At 44.9% G+C, this 17,279-nt stretch carries 14 protein-coding genes; 1 reads left to right on the top strand and 13 read right to left on the bottom strand.

Annotated elements, in window-relative coordinates; translation table 11 throughout:
• Window positions 1-6 precede the first annotated feature (6 nt).
• The 3 genes from FD973_RS00970 to secA all read right to left on the bottom strand — a co-directional run bounded on the left by FD973_RS00970 (window position 7) and on the right by secA (window position 5,280).
• Window positions 7-1,854, bottom strand: coding sequence for an aldehyde ferredoxin oxidoreductase family protein (locus tag FD973_RS00970; RefSeq protein ID WP_215323797.1), 1,848 nt, complete (start codon window positions 1,852-1,854; stop codon window positions 7-9).
• 19 nt (window positions 1,855-1,873) lie between these two features.
• Window positions 1,874-2,350, bottom strand: coding sequence for a 4Fe-4S dicluster domain-containing protein (locus FD973_RS00965; protein WP_215323796.1), 477 nt, complete (start codon window positions 2,348-2,350; stop codon window positions 1,874-1,876).
• Between the two features lie 164 nt (window positions 2,351-2,514).
• Window positions 2,515-5,280, bottom strand: coding sequence for a preprotein translocase subunit SecA (gene secA / locus FD973_RS00960; RefSeq protein WP_215323795.1), 2,766 nt, complete (start codon window positions 5,278-5,280; stop codon window positions 2,515-2,517).
• A gap of 54 nt (window positions 5,281-5,334) precedes the next feature.
• Here secA and FD973_RS00955 point away from each other — a divergent pair, with 54 nt between their 5' ends.
• Window positions 5,335-5,835, top strand: coding sequence for a hypothetical protein (locus FD973_RS00955; RefSeq protein WP_215323794.1), 501 nt, complete (start codon window positions 5,335-5,337; stop codon window positions 5,833-5,835).
• An 11-nt stretch (window positions 5,836-5,846) separates the two neighbouring features.
• Here the strand turns inward: FD973_RS00955 and lpxC are convergent, their stop codons facing one another.
• From lpxC to murD, 10 genes are all read right to left on the bottom strand, one after another.
• A complete protein-coding gene (lpxC, locus tag FD973_RS00950; protein WP_215323793.1) occupies window positions 5,847-6,761 on the bottom strand; it encodes a UDP-3-O-acyl-N-acetylglucosamine deacetylase in 915 nt (304 codons plus the stop codon).
• 46 nt (window positions 6,762-6,807) lie between these two features.
• Window positions 6,808-7,308 carry a peroxiredoxin gene (locus FD973_RS00945; RefSeq protein ID WP_215323792.1) on the bottom strand — a complete coding sequence of 167 codons (501 nt, stop codon included), beginning with the start codon at window positions 7,306-7,308 and terminating at the stop codon, window positions 6,808-6,810.
• A gap of 112 nt (window positions 7,309-7,420) precedes the next feature.
• Window positions 7,421-8,761 carry a cell division protein FtsZ gene (ftsZ, locus tag FD973_RS00940; RefSeq protein ID WP_215323791.1) on the bottom strand — a complete coding sequence of 447 codons (1,341 nt, stop codon included), beginning with the start codon at window positions 8,759-8,761 and terminating at the stop codon, window positions 7,421-7,423.
• A gap of 48 nt (window positions 8,762-8,809) precedes the next feature.
• Window positions 8,810-10,039 carry a cell division protein FtsA gene (gene ftsA, locus FD973_RS00935; RefSeq protein ID WP_215323790.1) on the bottom strand — a complete coding sequence of 410 codons (1,230 nt, stop codon included), beginning with the start codon at window positions 10,037-10,039 and terminating at the stop codon, window positions 8,810-8,812.
• Window positions 10,036-10,893 (bottom strand): cell division protein FtsQ/DivIB, encoded by an 858-nt coding sequence (locus FD973_RS00930; protein WP_215323789.1) that lies wholly within the window; start codon window positions 10,891-10,893, stop codon window positions 10,036-10,038. Before FD973_RS00930 ends, ftsA begins: the two co-directional genes overlap by 4 nt.
• Window positions 10,890-11,903, bottom strand: a complete 1,014-nt coding sequence (locus FD973_RS00925) for a D-alanine--D-alanine ligase (protein ID WP_251368794.1) — start codon at window positions 11,901-11,903, stop codon at window positions 10,890-10,892. The genes FD973_RS00930 and FD973_RS00925 overlap by 4 nt, the downstream gene beginning before the upstream one ends.
• Window positions 11,896-13,332, bottom strand: a complete 1,437-nt coding sequence (murC, locus tag FD973_RS00920) for a UDP-N-acetylmuramate--L-alanine ligase (RefSeq protein WP_215323788.1) — start codon at window positions 13,330-13,332, stop codon at window positions 11,896-11,898. The genes FD973_RS00925 and murC overlap by 8 nt, the downstream gene beginning before the upstream one ends.
• A complete protein-coding gene (gene murG, locus FD973_RS00915) occupies window positions 13,329-14,402 on the bottom strand; it encodes an undecaprenyldiphospho-muramoylpentapeptide beta-N-acetylglucosaminyltransferase (RefSeq protein WP_215323787.1) in 1,074 nt (357 codons plus the stop codon). Before murG ends, murC begins: the two co-directional genes overlap by 4 nt.
• Window positions 14,399-15,670 carry a putative lipid II flippase FtsW gene (gene ftsW, locus FD973_RS00910; protein ID WP_215323786.1) on the bottom strand — a complete coding sequence of 424 codons (1,272 nt, stop codon included), beginning with the start codon at window positions 15,668-15,670 and terminating at the stop codon, window positions 14,399-14,401. The genes murG and ftsW overlap by 4 nt, the downstream gene beginning before the upstream one ends.
• Window positions 15,667-17,250 (bottom strand): UDP-N-acetylmuramoyl-L-alanine--D-glutamate ligase, encoded by a 1,584-nt coding sequence (gene murD, locus FD973_RS00905; RefSeq protein ID WP_215324652.1) that lies wholly within the window; start codon window positions 17,248-17,250, stop codon window positions 15,667-15,669. The genes ftsW and murD overlap by 4 nt, the downstream gene beginning before the upstream one ends.
• Window positions 17,251-17,279: the final 29 nt, after the last annotated feature.

The raw sequence follows: 17,279 nt of genomic DNA, 5'->3' as shown, positions 1-17,279 counted from the left end.
GTCGACTCAAAGACCCAAGCGCTTCAATGTTTCCGCACTTGGACGACCTTCCGCATCCCATCCACGAACTTGGTAATACTCAGGCAGCATCTTTTCTAAACCACTAACCGTACCTTTACCTGGGCCAGTCTTAGCAGCCTCTTCCATTAAGCGCTTAGGCAATTTGTCGTCTTTGTTTGTAAAGCCAGCGCGATTATTAAAGTCTCGCTCCATATTCCAAATGCGCTCACCAATAGTGGTTAGATTCTCTACCGTAAACTCATCACCGCAGGCAGCCTGCAACTGTGGAGCCACATCAGCCAATGTCCAAGCGAAACTTGTAAAGATACAAATTCCAGCTGAATCAAAAGCAGCAGTAGCGTCCTGAAATGCCTTCACCAATCCTGGCTTACCCTCTGTCTCGGTTGGCTCAGTTTTAACTGGAATACCCAACACTTCGGATGCGATAGTGTATCCACGCAGATGACAAGCACCTCGATTTGATGTGGCATAAGCCAAACCAATACCCTGAATTACTCGTCCATCGTAAGCTGGAAATTCCTGCCCTTTAACACTCATTGAAAGATCTGGATATCCATACTTTTTAGTGAGACGCGCAGAGCCAAGACCTATCTCTTTTCCAAAGCCGGTCCCTTCTGTTGTGATTTCAGCCAAATAACAAAGCGCTTTAGCTGATCCAAATGGAGCTTCAATCCCAATTTGTTCCTTAGTCAACACACCCATTTCATACAACTCCATCACAGCACCAACAGTAGCGCCAAATGAAATAGGATCTAAACCTTGTTCATTGCATAACTGGTTTGCGTATTGCAAAGCCTCTAGATCATTTACGCCATTCGCTGCTCCAAGAGCCCAAGCAGCCTCATACTCAAGACCACCAGAAGCATGCATATGCTGAGGTTTATTCTCAATAGAGAAGTGAGTGTCATCAATTTTAGAAATCCTGCCGCAGGCAATGGTGCATGCAAAACAAGCTTGATTTGTGACTAAATGAGTTTTGCCATCACTTGCACGTGGTTCCGCCATCGCCTCAGCGGAAATGTCCTTAGCGCCTTCAAATTGCACATCTTGATGGTTACGAGTTGGAAGCGCACCCACCTCATTAATGACATTCATTAATACCTGTGTGCCATAGGTGGGGAGTCCTTGACCAGTAACAGCATGACCGGCCAAAACTGCCTTACCCGCAGCTACAGACTCCATAAACGCTTTAGGATTTTTTAGATTACCAACACCTTTAGTGCCGCGTACTGCTATGGCCTTTAAATTCTTGCTACCCATGACCGCACCAACTCCAGATCTTCCAGCAGCTCGATGCAAATCATTCACAATCGCCGCATAAAGAACTTGATTTTCTCCAGCACGCCCAATACAAGAAACTCGAATCTGTGGATCTTGATGCTTAATTTTGATTGTAGGTTCAGTTTCCCAAACTGATCTTCCCCATAAATCAGAGGCATCAATTAATTCTGCTTTATCGTTCTCAATATAAAGATAGACTGGCTTAGGTGACTTACCCTCAAATATCACCATATCCCATCCGGCCATCTTTAACTCTGCCCCCCAGTAACCGCCAGAGTTAGAGCAAGCAATGGCTCCAGTTAAAGGACCCTTGGTGACTACGGTATACCTCCCCCCTGTAGAGGCGGTAGTTCCAGTTAGGGGACCTGTTGCCCAAATAATTTTATTTTCCGGAGAAAGTGGATCCACTTTTGGATCGATCTCTTCAACTAAATATTTAGAGGCTAAGCCACGTGAACCAAGATATTCTTTGGCCCACTTCATATTCAGAGGTTCAGATTGGCAAGTGCCCTTGCTTAAGTTAACGCGGAGAAGTTTTCCAGCCCATGACATGATATTTTTCCTATGCTTTCTAGTTAGCGCTATCTTGATTGCCGAGCTTATCGGCCCATTCACGCATCTTGTCTAAACCAGTCCAATTTGCATCTATATAGGTAATCGCTTGAGTTGGACATGCGGTCGCACAAGCAGGATCTCCGCCACACAAATCACACTTCTGTACTTTGCCAGTCTCCTGAACATAATTGATGGTGCCAAAAGGACAGGAAATGGTACAAACCTTGCATCCAACACAGGTATCGTCAGAAACAACCTTGGCGCCTGTCACTAAATCCACGCGGATTGCATCTACAGGACAAGCTTGTAGACACCATGCTTCAGCACACTGAGTACAGGTATAAGGAACTTTTTTGCCGGTTTTATGAAATTCAAAAACCTTAATTCGAGACTTAGAGTTGTTGAAAACGCCATAGTGCTCGTAACTACAGGCCATTTCACACTGAAGACAGCCAGTGCATTTATCTGCGTTGATGTGCAGGGACTTTTGCATGACGATTCCTTTTGCTCATAAATGCAATTTTTTGCATATAAGCGCACATAATCATCTATATTGACGCTCCTAGATAGCTAGGGAAAGCCCTGAATTACTTTAACTCGCACCCAAAAGAAATGGGGGTAGAGACCCCCATAAAAGAATGTTTTGCGATTTTTTGCCTAAGCTAATGCACCGCAACAATTCTTGTACTTCTTCCCACTACCGCAGGGACAAGGATCATTGCGACCAATTTTTGGACCAGTACGCTGCGGAGCTGGCTGAATATCGATGGCAGCACCACGATCACCAGTTGAACCAGCAACTTCTCTCTCTGGATCCGCATGCTGATATTGAACATCGGATAACTTAGCCAAGTCATCATTCATTGATTCAGAAGCTTGATCCAATTCATTGGCGCTTCTAATCTGCACTGTCATGATGCTTTTCACAACATCATTCTTGATAACGTTCAGCAATTCACCATACAGCTCAAATGCTTCACGACGGTATTCTTGCTTTGGATCCTTCTGAGCATAACCACGCAAATGAATGCCCTGACGCAAATGATCCAAAGCGGCCAAGTGTTCACGCCAGTGACTATCTAAGCTATACAAAAGGACTGAGCGCTCGAAACCAGCAAAAGATTCACGGCCAGAAAGTTCAACCTTCGCATCGTAAGCATCTTTAGCCGCCTGCAATACTCGATCAACGATCTCCGCTTCATCGACGGTCTCAGCGCCCTCTACCCAATTCTTCAGATCAATTACTAGACCCCATTCATTGGATAAAACATTCTCTAATCCTGTGAGATCCCATTGCTCTTCCATGGATTCATGGGGTACGTAAACTGAACATAGCGAGCGCAAAACATCTTCTCGTAAATTAGCAATTAAGTCGCCTATGTCGCCACTCTCAAGCACTTCATTTCTGAGACGATATGTTTCTTTACGTTGATCATTTGCAACGTTGTCATATTCAAGCAGTTGCTTACGAATGTCGAAGTTACGACCTTCCACTTTGCGCTGAGCAGATTCAATAGAGCGAGTAACCATTCCCGCCTCAATAGGCTCTCCATCAGGCATCTTGAGGCGATCCATAACAGCTCGCAAACGGTCGCCCGCAAAAATCCGCAGCAGTGAATCATCAAGAGAAAGATAAAAACGAGAGGAGCCCGGATCGCCTTGGCGACCTGAACGACCTCGTAATTGATTATCAATACGACGGCTCTCATGACGCTCAGTACCAATAATATGCAAACCACCTGCTGCAAGAACTTGGTCATGAATACTTTGCCATTCATCCTGCAACTGCTTAATCTTGAGCGCTTTATCTGCATCAGTCAGCGAGTCATCCGCCTCAATTAAGGAAGATTGCTTACCCACATTACCACCCAAAACAATATCAGTACCGCGACCTGCCATATTGGTCGCAATCGTAATCATTTTTGGGCGTCCAGCCTGAGCAATAATTTCTGCTTCACGGGCGTGTTGTTTCGCATTCAATACTTGATGCGGCAACTTGCGCTGATCAAGTAACTTTGCGATCAACTCAGAATTTTCAATTGATGTAGTGCCCACCAAAACTGGTTGACCACGCTCATAACAATCTTCGATATCTTTAATGACAGCGTCATAACGCTCACGAGAAGACTTGTATATTTGGTCTTGTCTATCTTTTCGTTGACTGATTCGGTTGGGAGGTATCACTACCGTCTCAAGGTTATAAATTTCCTTGAATTCATATGCTTCTGTATCAGCCGTACCTGTCATACCAGCCAACTTTCCATACATGCGGAAATAATTTTGGAAAGTAATCGTCGCTAATGTTTGATTCTCATTCTGAATCTGCACGCCCTCTTTTGCTTCGACCGCTTGATGCAATCCATCCGACCAACGGCGACCTTGCATTAAACGACCTGTGAATTCATCCACAATGATTACTTCACCATTTTGAACAACATAATGTTGATCGCGGTGATATAGAGAATGTGCGCGTAATGCTGCGTACACGTGGTGCATCAAAGTAATATTTTGAGGCGCATATAAAGAATCGCCATCATTCAAAGCTCCGAGCTGAACCAATACCGCTTCGGCCTTGTCATGTCCTTGCTCTGTCAGATATACCTGCTGAGACTTTTCGTCTACCCAGTAATCACCTGGCTTTTCAACACCAGTACCATCCGCCTTCTCTTCACCAATTTGACGCTCTAAATGAGATGGCAATGCATTTATTTTGATGTAGAGATCTGTGTGATCTTCTGCTTGACCAGAAATGATTAATGGGGTGCGAGCCTCATCAATCAGAATGGAGTCAACTTCGTCAACAATCGCGTAGGCTAATCCGCGCTGCACACGTTGATTCAGATCCTGAACCATGTTGTCGCGCAAGTAATCAAAACCAAACTCATTATTGGTGCCGTAAGTGATATCAGCAGCGTAAGCTTCTTGTTTAGCGGTGTGATCCATTTGGGATAAATTCACACCCACCTTCATACCCAAAAAGTTATAAAGCTTGGACATCCACTCAGCGTCACGTTGTGCCAAATAATCATTGACCGTTACAACATGCACACCTTTACCAGTGAGCGCATTTAAGTAAACAGGAAGAGTAGCGGTTAAGGTTTTACCTTCACCAGTGCCCATCTCCGCAATTTTTCCCTGGTGCAAGGCCAAACCACCCAAAATCTGGGCGTCAAAATGACGCATTTTCATCACGCGTACACTTGCCTCGCGAACAACTGCGAAAGCTTCAGCAGCGATATCATCAATTGACTCTCCAGCTGATAGACGAGATTTGAATTCCGCAGTTTTTGCAGCAAGCGCAGCATCATCCAAAGATTGCAGGCTTGGCTCAAAAGCGCCAACCTTGGCAACAACTTTGCGATACTGTTTTAAGAGGCGGTCGTTACGACTGCCGACCAGGGTTTTAAGAAGACCGATTACCATGGGATATTGAAGAAAATTAAGTCCTTGAGTTTATCACCCGTAACCCCTATTTTTATGAACTTTGCCCCCAAACCATCCCGTAAGCACACCGCACACGACTGGATGGATTACCTACGTGAATCCAATGGTCTTGGGAAAGTTTTAGCTAAAACAGAAGATCTGGTCAAACTCAAGGTAAGTATTGGCGCCGCTCTTAACAAACTTGATTTAGGTCACCTAACCCCTAAAATTGAGGCTGGATGGCGCTCTGACTCCCAAAATGAGCTATTTCTATTAGTAAGTAGCGCTAGTATTGCTACCCGCTTACAGCAAATTTTACCTAGCTTAATCAATGAGTTAGCTAAATTAGGCATACCTTGTAGGGCAATTAAGGTAAAAGTAAAGCCCGCTCCGCCCCCATGGGAAGTAAAACCTCGTTTAGACCCTCAGCTTGACAAGCCAAAAGGACTCAACGAAGCAGCCAGAAAATCTTGGGAAGCTCTTTTAGAAAAATTAGAACCAGGTTCGAGCCTTCGTTCCTCCATTGAGAAACTACTTAAAAATAAACCCAGGTAATTAAAAAACCCTTAAAAAAAGAGGGGTTGGCTCTCTTGAGAATACGCTGCTGGGGCTTTGTTTTCAGCAAAAGAACAGATTTCATAAGCACTTGGGTCCTCCAAAAGCTTACGTAAAAGTGCATTATTGAGAGCATGACCAGATTTCTCAGCAACATAGGCACCCACAATAGGATGTCCAATGAGATAAAGATCGCCAATAGCATCTAAGATTTTGTGTCTTACAAATTCATCTTCATAACGAAGCTCTTCGTTATTCAAAATTCGGTGTTCATCTAAAACAATCGCATTATCTAAACTGCCGCCGCGTGCCAAACCCATCTCACGTAATGCTTCGACCTCATGAGCAAATCCAAAAGTACGCGCACGACCAATCTCACTACGATAAGCGTGTTCAGCAAAGTCGACGATAAAACGTTGGCCAGTTTTATCTACGGCAGGATGTTTAAAGTCGATTGTGAAATCCAACTTAAATCCAAAGAACGGCTCTAGTCGCGCAAGCTTATCGCCCTCGCGTACCTCTACTGGTTTTTTCATAACCAAAAACTGTCGTGGCGCCTCTTGCTCGGCAATACCAGCAGATTCAATTAGAAATAGAAATGAAGCGGCACTACCATCCATGATGGGAACCTCTTCGCCATCAAGCTCAATCAATAAATTATCTAGGCCAAGACCCGCACATGCGGATAGTAAATGTTCTACTGTAGAGACACGAACACCATCCTTTTGAATTACAGAGGCCAATCTTGTGTCGCATACTGCTAAAGCAGTTGCGGGAACGACCGCCTGGTCTGGTGTATCGACTCGAACAAACTGCACCCCTGAATTAATAGGTGCTGGCTTAATAGAAATCGTCACTTTACGACCAGAATGCAAACCAATTCCCACAGTTTTAACGGGGGTGGCAATGGTTCTTTGCTTCATCATAATGACATCTCTAAATTCAGGGGCTTAATAGACTAACCGATGCAAATTATAGTTTTTTGAGGACAGAAGCAGCATCACTTACTTCATACTTGCCAGGTGCTTCACGATCCAAAGATTTCACTACACCGTCTTCAACAATCATTGCATAACGATCAGAGCGAACGCCGAGACCACGGGCAACTAAGTCCAACTCCAAGCCAAGTTTTTTGGTGAATTCACAACTACCATCACCCAACATGCGTATCTTTTTACCTACTTTTTGATCGCGCCCCCATGCACCCATTACGAATGGGTCATTCACTGAAACACACCAAATCTCATCAACACCCTTAGCCTTAATAGCATCGTAGTGCTCAACATAACTAGGCACATGCTTTGCAGAGCAGGTTGGTGTAAATGCGCCAGGTAGAGCGAAAATTACAATCTTTTTTCCTGCTGCCAATTTCTCCACTTCAAAAGCATTTGGCCCCAAAGAGCAACCTTCACTTTCTTCATCAAAAAATTCGTAAAGAGTGGCGTTCGGTAATTTTTGTCCAACAGCAATCATGACATCTCCAATAAATAATTGTTAGTAAGCATGCCAACGCAAGCGCGGGATTCGTCGTCCGGAGGGGCGCCGCGCTGGCATTTTGCAATTACCTATTGTATTAAGCAGTTAATTAATCTGCTTGTTTACGCAAAAAGGCTGGGATTTCATAGTAATCAGCCCCTTTATCCAACATGGATTTAGCCTGAGGCGAGCTATCAGCGCCTAATGTAGGCGCAGGACTCGCCTCACGAGAGCTACGAAACACCCGTGGCAAATCATATTGACTGTAATCAACCCCGCTACTTGCTGATGTACTTGGAGCAACAGGTGCAGCACCAGAACCGGTTAACGCCATACCTGCACTTGTACCTAAGGCAGAATCAACGTTCACCTTACTCATAACTGCTGATGCGCTAGCAGGAGCGAAGCTATTTAAATCTGCCATAGTTGGGATTGCATCATGCGTACCAGTAGCTTGCCTCCAGACAACTTCAGGCTGATTATTTTTTCGGGCTTGAGGATTATTCAAACCAGTAGCAACTACAGTTACGCGCAAGGCATCGCCTAAGCTCTCGTCATACACAGTACCGAAGATCACGGTTGCATCATCTGCAGCATATCCACGAATAGCAGCCATTACTTCACGAGTTTCAGATAACTTCAATGAACGGCTAGCAGTAATGTTTACCAATACGCCACGCGCACCAGATAGATCGACACCTTCAAGCAGAGGTGATGCAACTGCAGCTTCAGCAGCTAAACGTGCACGATCCATACCGGAAACAGTTGCTGTTCCCATCATTGCCTTGCCTTGCTCGCCCATGACTGTCTTAACGTCTTCAAAGTCAACGTTAATCAAACCTTGAACATTAATAATTTCTGCAATACCAGACACAGCGTTATGCAATACGTCATCAGCACAAGCAAATGCTTTGTCAAACTCAGCATCTTCACCCATTACTTCGAAAAGTTTTTCATTGAGAACAACAATCAGTGAATCTACATAAGACTCAAGTTCGGCAGCACCGTTCTCTGCAACCTTTAGACGTTTTACACCTTCAAAATCAAATGGCTTACTAATTACTCCAACAGTGAGAATGCCCATTTCTTTGGCTACTTGAGCCACAATTGGAGCCGCACCCGTTCCAGTGCCGCCACCCATACCCGCAGTAATGAACACCATATGCGCGCCTTGCAATGTATCCGCAATGCGAGCACGCGCCTCTTCAGCTGAAGCCGCTCCAATTTCAGGTTTAGCACCAGCGCCTAATCCGCTAGAGCCCAATTGCAAATTCACAGATGCTTCAGAACGCTGTAAAGCGCCCGCATCGGTGTTCATGCAAATGAACTCTACTCCGCTCACTCCGCGACGGATCATATGCTGCACAGCATTGCCGCCAGCACCACCGACTCCAACCACTTTAATAATGGTCTTGCCAGCTGTTTCTTGATCTAACATTTCAAATTCCATATACCCTCCTAGGTAAAAAACAAACTACATTGACGACGACGAAAAAACTTAAAAATTTCCAGTAAACCATTCTTTCATACGCGAGATCACTCCCTGCAGCGCTCCCGATTGGGATACACGACGACCACGCAATAATTGAGCTTGACCTTCCATCAGCAAACCAATGCTGGTGGCATATCTAGGACTACGCAAAACCTCATGTAAATGTCCGCGGTACTCAGGCGTACCAATGCGAGCCGGCCTTAAGAAGACTTGCTCTGCCAACTCCACCATGCCTGGCATTAATGCAGTCCCTCCAGTCAGCACAATTCCGGAAGAAACCATATCTTCATAGCCGGAGTCTCGAACCACACCTCTTACGAGAGTAAATAATTCTTCAACTCGTGGTTCAATAACCGCTGCAAGGGCTTGCTTAGACATTGGGCGCGGCTCACGATCACCCACACCAGGCACATCAATCATTGCAGTTGGATCAGCCATCTCTTGACGCGCGATACCGTATGCAATCTTCAAATCTTCAGCATCAATCGTTGGTGTACGTAATGCCATTGCAATGTCATTTGTAATTTGATCGCCCGCAATAGGAATAACAGCAGTATGGCGAATAGAGCCCTGACAATAAATTGCGATATCCGTCGTACCACCACCAATATCGACCAAAACAACACCTAGCTCTTTCTCATCTTCAGTTAACACTGCCAGACTTGAAGCTAGAGGCTGCAAAATAAGATCATTCACTTCAAGACCACAACGGCGTACACACTTCACAATATTTTGTGCGGCGCTCACAGCTCCAGTAACAATGTGAACCTTTACCTCCAAACGCAAACCGCTCATACCAATTGGCTCACGCACATCTTCTTGACCATCAATGATGAATTCTTGAACAAGAATGTGTAGGATCTGCTGATCCGTTGGAATGTTGATTGCTTTTGCCGTTTCTAGCACTCGCTCAACATCTCCTGAGCTAACCTCTTTATCGCGTATTGCAACCATGCCGCTAGAGTTAAAACTAACGATATGATTACCTGCAATGCCAGTAAAGACTTGGACGATCTGACGGTCAGCCATCACTTCAGCCTCTTCAAGCGCTTTCTGAATCGACTGAACAGTAGCTTCAATATTGACTACAACGCCCTTTTTAAGTCCTTTAGATGCTGTTTGGCCAACACCAACTACATTGAATTGACCATCAGGGGCTAATTCAGCAACCAAGGCAACCACCTTGGATGTTCCAATATCTAAACCAACCAAAATATCTCGATTGTCTTTACTCATTGCTTCAACTCACTTTTTTTCCCGTCTACTTCATTCTTTTTCAAGCTTGCAGAAGCAAGATGAACAGCAAAACCATTTGCATAACGTAAATCGACCGCATCAATTCGGTTTGCCCACTTTTCCTGTACTTGGGGCCAATACTTAAATAAGCGTGCGACACGTTCCTCGGTTAAATTTTTATCAGAGCTTTCTTCATCGCGACCGAACTCAATCTTCATTCCATTAGAGAGCTTTACATGCCATGCATAGCGCTCAGTGAGAGCAAGACTAGTTACCTCTGCTCCCCATGGCTTAAACCAATTGTTGGCTCTTTCATAAAGACTCAATACTTCTTTGCCTGCATCTGCGGGGCCATAGAAATCGATCAAACGTATATCCTCACTCACCTCGGAAACACGTCCAGCAAATAACTCGCCATGTGTATTCATGAGGGTATGACTTTCTGATCCACCCCAGGTACCGAAAGGCTTTTGCTCCTCGATACTCACTATCAATCCATTTGGCCAAACCCTACGCACATTAGCATGTCGGACCCAGGGCATACTTTCAAAACCACGTTTCACATCTTCCAAGCGAACGCTGAAGAAATTACCCTGTACCGTTTCTAATACCTGTTGCTTAACGATAGGCTTATTAATATGTTTCAGAGTTTGTCCAGCAACTGGCTCAATTTGAATTTGTTTCAAAGCGAAAACAGGGCGCTGACTTAACCAAAATAAAACGCCAACAACCAACATCACCGTAAAGCAACGCATCAATAGGCGACTCAGCTTTTCCATGCGATCAGAGTGATTCCAAAGTGGAGCCATCAACATAGAGAAAATTTCACCAAATCGGTCCATGAAGTTACTCATGCAGGAGCACTCTCCCCTTGCTTCAATGTCTGACTCAATAGCCAAAGCACTAAATCAGCGTATTCAATGCCAGCAGCTTTGGCAGCCATTGGCACCAAAGAGTGCGAAGTCATTCCTGGTGAAGTATTCATTTCCAGTAGATAGGGTTTGCCGGTTTTTTGATCCAACATCACATCCGCACGACCCCATGTACGACAACCTAATGCTCTGTATGCTGCCAAAGCTAATTCCTGAACAGTGGAATTGACTTCTGGAGAAAGACCAGTTGGACATAAATACTGAGTTTCATCAGAGAAATATTTATTGTGAAAATCATAATTAGCCTGCGGGGGGATAATTTTGATCACTGGCAAAGCTTCAGCCGTACTGCCATATCCCACCAATGGGCAAGTCAACTCATCGCCAATAATGCAGGTTTCTGCAACAACCTTTTTATCCAATCCAGCAGCAAGTTTGTAGGCGGCTGGCAATTCTTCAGCGGATTTCACTTTAGTTAAACCCAAAGAGGAGCCTTCGTGCGCAGGCTTCACAATTAGCGGCAAACCTAAATGCTGAACAACTGCATTCCAATCACTTGATGCTGTTAATTCCACATAATCAGGAGTAGACAGCCCATTGCTAATCCATATTTGTTTTGTTGCAATCTTGTCGATAGCTAAAGCAGAAGCCAAAACACCACTACCTGTGTAAGGTAATCCTAACAACTCTAATAAACCTTGAATCGTTCCATCTTCCCCAAAGCGGCCATGCAGAGAAATGAAAATTCGGTCAAATTTTTCTTTCGCCAATTCTGTGGGGCAACGCATACCCGTATCGAAGGCATAAGCATCAACACCTTTTGACCGTAATGCATCTAAAACACCATTGCCTGACATCAGTGAGATTTCTCGCTCACCAGACTTGCCGCCAAGCAATACACCTACGCGACCCAATGACTTTACATCCAAGCCAGCCAAACTGGCCTGAACACGTTCGCCCCAAGAGCTCAAATTAGCACTCACCTTAGACATACTTTGCCTCCACCAACATATGCGGCAAGGCAGAAATTGATCCTGCACCCATCGTAATTAATACATCCCCATCTTTTAAAACTTGACTTAGTTTTTCTGGCATCTCAGCGACATTTGCAGCATAGGCAACCGCGTCTGAATTTAATAATGATTTAGAACTTTTATCTTCAGCAATAGCGGCCTTCATCAAACTTTTTCCATCTGCTCCTGGTATCTTTGCCTCGCCCGCTGGGTACACATCAGTCAACACTAATGCATCAAAACTTTTTAGGACTTGAACAAAATCACCAAAGCAATCGCGAGTTCTTGTGAAGCGATGCGGCTGGAATGCCAATACCAAGCGACGGCCTGGATATGCCCCTCTTGCAGCAGCTAAAGTGGCTGCCATCTCTACAGGATGATGCCCATAGTCATCAATCAATGTGAATCTGCCACCCTTTGCTAATCCAATTTCTCCATGTCGCTGAAAGCGACGGCCAACTCCCCCAAATTCCGAGAGCGCTTTAGTAATGGCCTCATCTCCGACGCCTAATTCAGTAGCTATTCCAATAGCAGCCAGTGCATTGCGAACGTTATGTAAGCCAGGCAAATTCAGGGTAATGTTGAGTGGTCCCGGTTTATTGCCATGTCTTCGAACCGTACGACGGTCTACGGTAAAGTGCATTTGAGCACCATCAGCGCGAATATTACTCGCACGAATATCCGCATCTTCCGATAGCCCGTAACGAAGAACTGGTTGAGATACAAATGGAATGATGTCCCGTACATTTGCATCATCAATACAAAGTACCGCCACACCATAAAATGGCATGCGTTGAATAAACTGGACAAATGCTTGTTTCAAGCGCGCCATATCATGCTGGTAAGTTTCCATATGATCAGCATCAATGTTGGTAACAACCTCCATTGCTGGAAACAATTGCAAGAATGAAGCATCAGATTCATCTGCCTCAACCACAATAAAATCACCACGCCCTAAGCGTGCATTAGCACCTGCAGAATTTAGTTTTCCACCAATTACAAAAGTTGGATCAAGGCCACCTTCCGCCAACACTGATGCGACCAAGCTGGTAGTGGTTGTTTTGCCATGTGTTCCTGCAATCGCAATGCCCTGCTTCAAGCGCATTAATTCACCCAACATCACGGCACGCTGGATCACAGGAACCTTTGCGGCGCGTGCAGCTAAAACTTCTGGGTTATTTCCGGCGACTGCGGTGGAGATCACCACCGCTTCAGCAGTGCCAATATTTTTAGGGTCGTGCCCAATATGAATTACAGCCCCCAAATCTTTCAATCGCTTAGTAACTGCACCTTCAGCAAGGTCAGAGCCTGAGACTTGATATCCCAAATTCAAAAGCACCTCAGCAATACCGCTCATACCAGCACCACCGATACCGACAAAATGAATTTGCTGAACTATATGCTTCATATACCCACCCCCGCGCAGTCTGCACATACTTCGGCCACGCGTTGCGTAGCATGCGGCTTAGACAATGAATGTGCGCGTAGTGCCATCTCTTTCAGCGCTGAACGATTTAAATTTTGGATCATTAAAGCTAAATCCTGTGGATTCAGAAATTGTTGCGGCAATAAAATTGCTGCATCCGCATTTGATAAAAACTCTGCATTAGCAGTTTGATGATCATCAATTGCAAAGGGGAATGGAATCAAACAAGACGCGACCCCACAAGCCGCAATCTCAGAAACTGTCATAGCTCCTGAGCGACAAATCACCAAATCCGCTTGTGAGTATGCTGCTGGCATATCATCAATAAAAGGACGAATATCTGCAGTCACACCTAAATCTGCATAGCGTTTTTGAAGATCTACTAAATGCTTATCGCCAGCCTGATGAATGACTTTAGGACGTGACTCTTCTGGAATGAGGGCCAAGGCAGCAGGAATATTTTCATTAAGAGCCGCAGCCCCTAAGCTACCACCGACTACCAAAATAGATAAAGGCCCTTGACGCTGTTCGTATCTAACTGCAGGCGCCATCATATGATCAAATTCTTCACGAATGGGATTGCCAACCCATTCTGCATTTGCCATCGTGTCTGGGAATCCAGTCAAAGTACGCATGGCGATTTTGCTCAGCGCTAAATTAGCACTACCAGCAATTGAATTAGCCTCATGCAAGACTAATGGGCGTTTCAAAAGTTTTGTGACCAAACCGCCTGGGAAGGTGATATATCCACCCATTCCGAGTACTACATTCGGCTTTAATCGACGCATGATCTTCCAGCTTTGGAAGCAAGCACGCATGAGATTGATGGGTAACATCAACTTTGTCATTAAACCTTTACCGCGTAAGCCGCCAAACTCAACTGCCTCAAATGGAAAATCGCAAGACTTCACCAAGCGATACTCCATGCCAGTTTGATTTCCTAACCAAGAAACGTTCCAGCCACAAATCCGCAAATATTCAGCGACAGCCAGTCCTGGGAAAATATGCCCGCCAGTACCACCAGCCATTACTAGAATTGAGGGTTTAGTCAAAGCTTCCCTCCGCGCATCAAGATGCGATTCTCATAATCCACACGAAGTAACATAGCTATAGCTACTGCATTCATTAGGATTCCTGAGCCGCCATAGCTTACCAATGGCAAAGTCAAACCTTTAGTTGGAAGCAGCCCAAGATTCACGCCCATGTTGATAAAAGCCTGCCAACCTATCCAAATCGCCACTCCTTTGGCAGCTAAGCCAGCGAAACTACGATCCAATTGCAAAGCAGTGCGACCAATCAAGAATGCACGACGAACTATCCAATAAAACAAAAAGATCATGACTACCACACCAACAAATCCAAGCTCTTCACCAATTACGGCCATGATGAAATCGGTGTGCGCCTCTGGTAAGTAGTGCAGTTTCTCAACACTACCGCCAAGTCCAGTACCAAACCATTCACCTCGCCCAAATGCCATGAGTGAATGGGTTAACTGATAGCCTTTATTAGCAGCGTTATCCACTTGCCAAGGATCCATAAATGCCAACATACGTCCGCGACGAAATGGAGAGAGCGCAATCATGGTTGCACCACTTAATAAACCAACAGCAATTAGGCCACCAAATAATTTTGCGTTGATACCGCCCAAAAAGAGAATTCCAAAAGCAATTAATGCAACTACTACGAAGGCGCCCATATCTGGCTCAGCCATTAGGAGACCTCCAACTAGAGCAACGGCAATGCCCATAGGCAACATGCCCTTAACAAACGAATGCAAATATTCTTGGCGCTGAACTGTATAGCTGGCTGCAAATATGACTGCTGCAAATTTCATCAACTCAGATGGCTGAAAATTCATTAACCCCAAAGGAATCCAACGTTTAGCGCCATTGACACCCTTACCTAAACCTGGAATCAAAACAACAATTAACAATAAAACCGTAATACCAAAAATGATTGGGGAATAACGATCCCAGACCTTCGTGGGAATATTGAATACCCAAACTCCGACTCCAATCGCAATCACCAACGAAATCATGTGGCGGATTAAGAAGAAATTACTGCTGTAGTTAGCATACTTTGGCCCGTCAGCCAAAGTAATGGATGCGGAGTACACCATCACTAGACCGATTAACATCAGCGATAAAACTGCCCACACTAGTAACTGGTCATAATCCATCATACGAGAACGGGTCCGCTCAACACCCGAAGCTGCATCACGCAAGCCAGTGCGGAAGTTATCAATTCCACCTCTAGAAAAATTCCAAAAGCGATTTAAGCCAAGGCGATTCTCAGGAAATAATTTTTCTTTTATATTCATACCTGAACACCCTCAAAGCGCATTCCAAGCTCCTCTACCTCTGCAGCAAAAACCTGAGCTCTTTCAACATAGTCACGGAATTGATCTAGACTCGCACATGCCGGAGATAGTAGAACTAAATCACCGGAAATTGCTTTAGCTGCAGCCGCTTGAACTGCAGAAACCAAATCTCCACAATTAGTGCTTGGAATCTCGGAACCCAAAGCCTCACCAATAGCGGCACCATCTTTACCGATTAAAAATGCGCCTTTTACAAAACGTAATGCTGGCTCACGTAATGGACTGAAGTCTTGGCCTTTACCTTCGCCGCCAGCTATTAACCAAATGCGCTTTCCAGACTCATTACTACCGAGACCATTCAAGGCTGCGACAGTTGCACCAACATTAGTTCCTTTGCTATCGTCAACATATTCAACATCTTTAACGACCGCAATACTCTGTACACGATGTGGCTCACCATGGTAGTCACGCAGACCATGCAATAAAACATTCATGGGCAAATGAGCGGCACGTGCTAAAGCCAGTGCAGCCAACGCATTTAATGCATTGTGTCGTCCACGGATTCTTAAAGCGTCTGCAGGAATCAAGCGCTTAAGACGTAGTGGCTCATCATCCTCTACAACCGCAGACTTACGACGACGTTTAGGTTTTGGCTCTACATCTTCGTCCACTTCCGCCCATACCAACCAATCAATTCCGCCAGCACGTAAGTCATGCTCAATACCAAAGGCACCCTGCTCATCAGGACGATTGGAGCCAAAGGTCACAATAGTCTTTTCTGATTTTTGTTCTTCAGGAAGCAAACTCATCACTAAAGAATCATCGCGATTCAGAATGCAAACTGTATCAGCGCCAAATATTCTTGACTTTGCCTGTGCGTATGCCTGAAGATCACCGTGCCAATCTAAGTGATCTTGAGTGATATTCAATACTGTTGCGGCTGTAGCGTTAAATGTATAGGTATAGACTAATTGAAAGCTAGATAACTCCAATACCCAAATATCAGGCATATCTTCAATTTGATCAGCCAAATCCAAGCAGCTCATCAGTTTCTCTAGAGCTGCAGGACTAATGTTTCCTGCCACCGCGACTTTCTTACCAGCGCGCTCACATAATTGTCCAGTTAATGCAGTGGTGGTGGTTTTGCCATTGGTTCCAGTAACTGCTAATACTGAAGTTTTATAAGTCGATTGTTGAACTTCAGCCATACGACTTAATGCTGAAATTGCACGTGCGAAAAATTCAATCTCACTCCATACATCAATTTCAACATTCTCAGCCTTGACCAAGAAAGTTTTGATTGGCTCTTGAAGCGGAGACAAGCCCGGGCTGATACCTATCACATCGATATCTTTGAGCAAGTCGTCATCTAAAGGTCCAAAACAAATATCCTTTAGACCCGCAATACGAAGTTCTTCTAGCCATGCATTTTGACGTTCGGTCATTGCAGTTTGGTCACGCGTATCTGCTAAACGCACCTCGGCGCCGTTTCTCAAGCACCACTTAGCCATAGCTATGCCAGATTCCCCCAATCCCAAAATAAGGAATCGGTTTGGCGCTTGGTAACCTTCATTACTCATGAAAGCTGAATTTGCAAAGGCGTTTTCTA

The organism is Polynucleobacter sp. MWH-Braz-FAM2G, assembly GCF_018687635.1.
In the GTDB taxonomy this organism is placed as follows: domain Bacteria; phylum Pseudomonadota; class Gammaproteobacteria; order Burkholderiales; family Burkholderiaceae; genus Polynucleobacter.
Note: the sequence above shows the minus strand (reverse complement) of the source record. Positions and strands in the feature narration are given on the sequence as shown.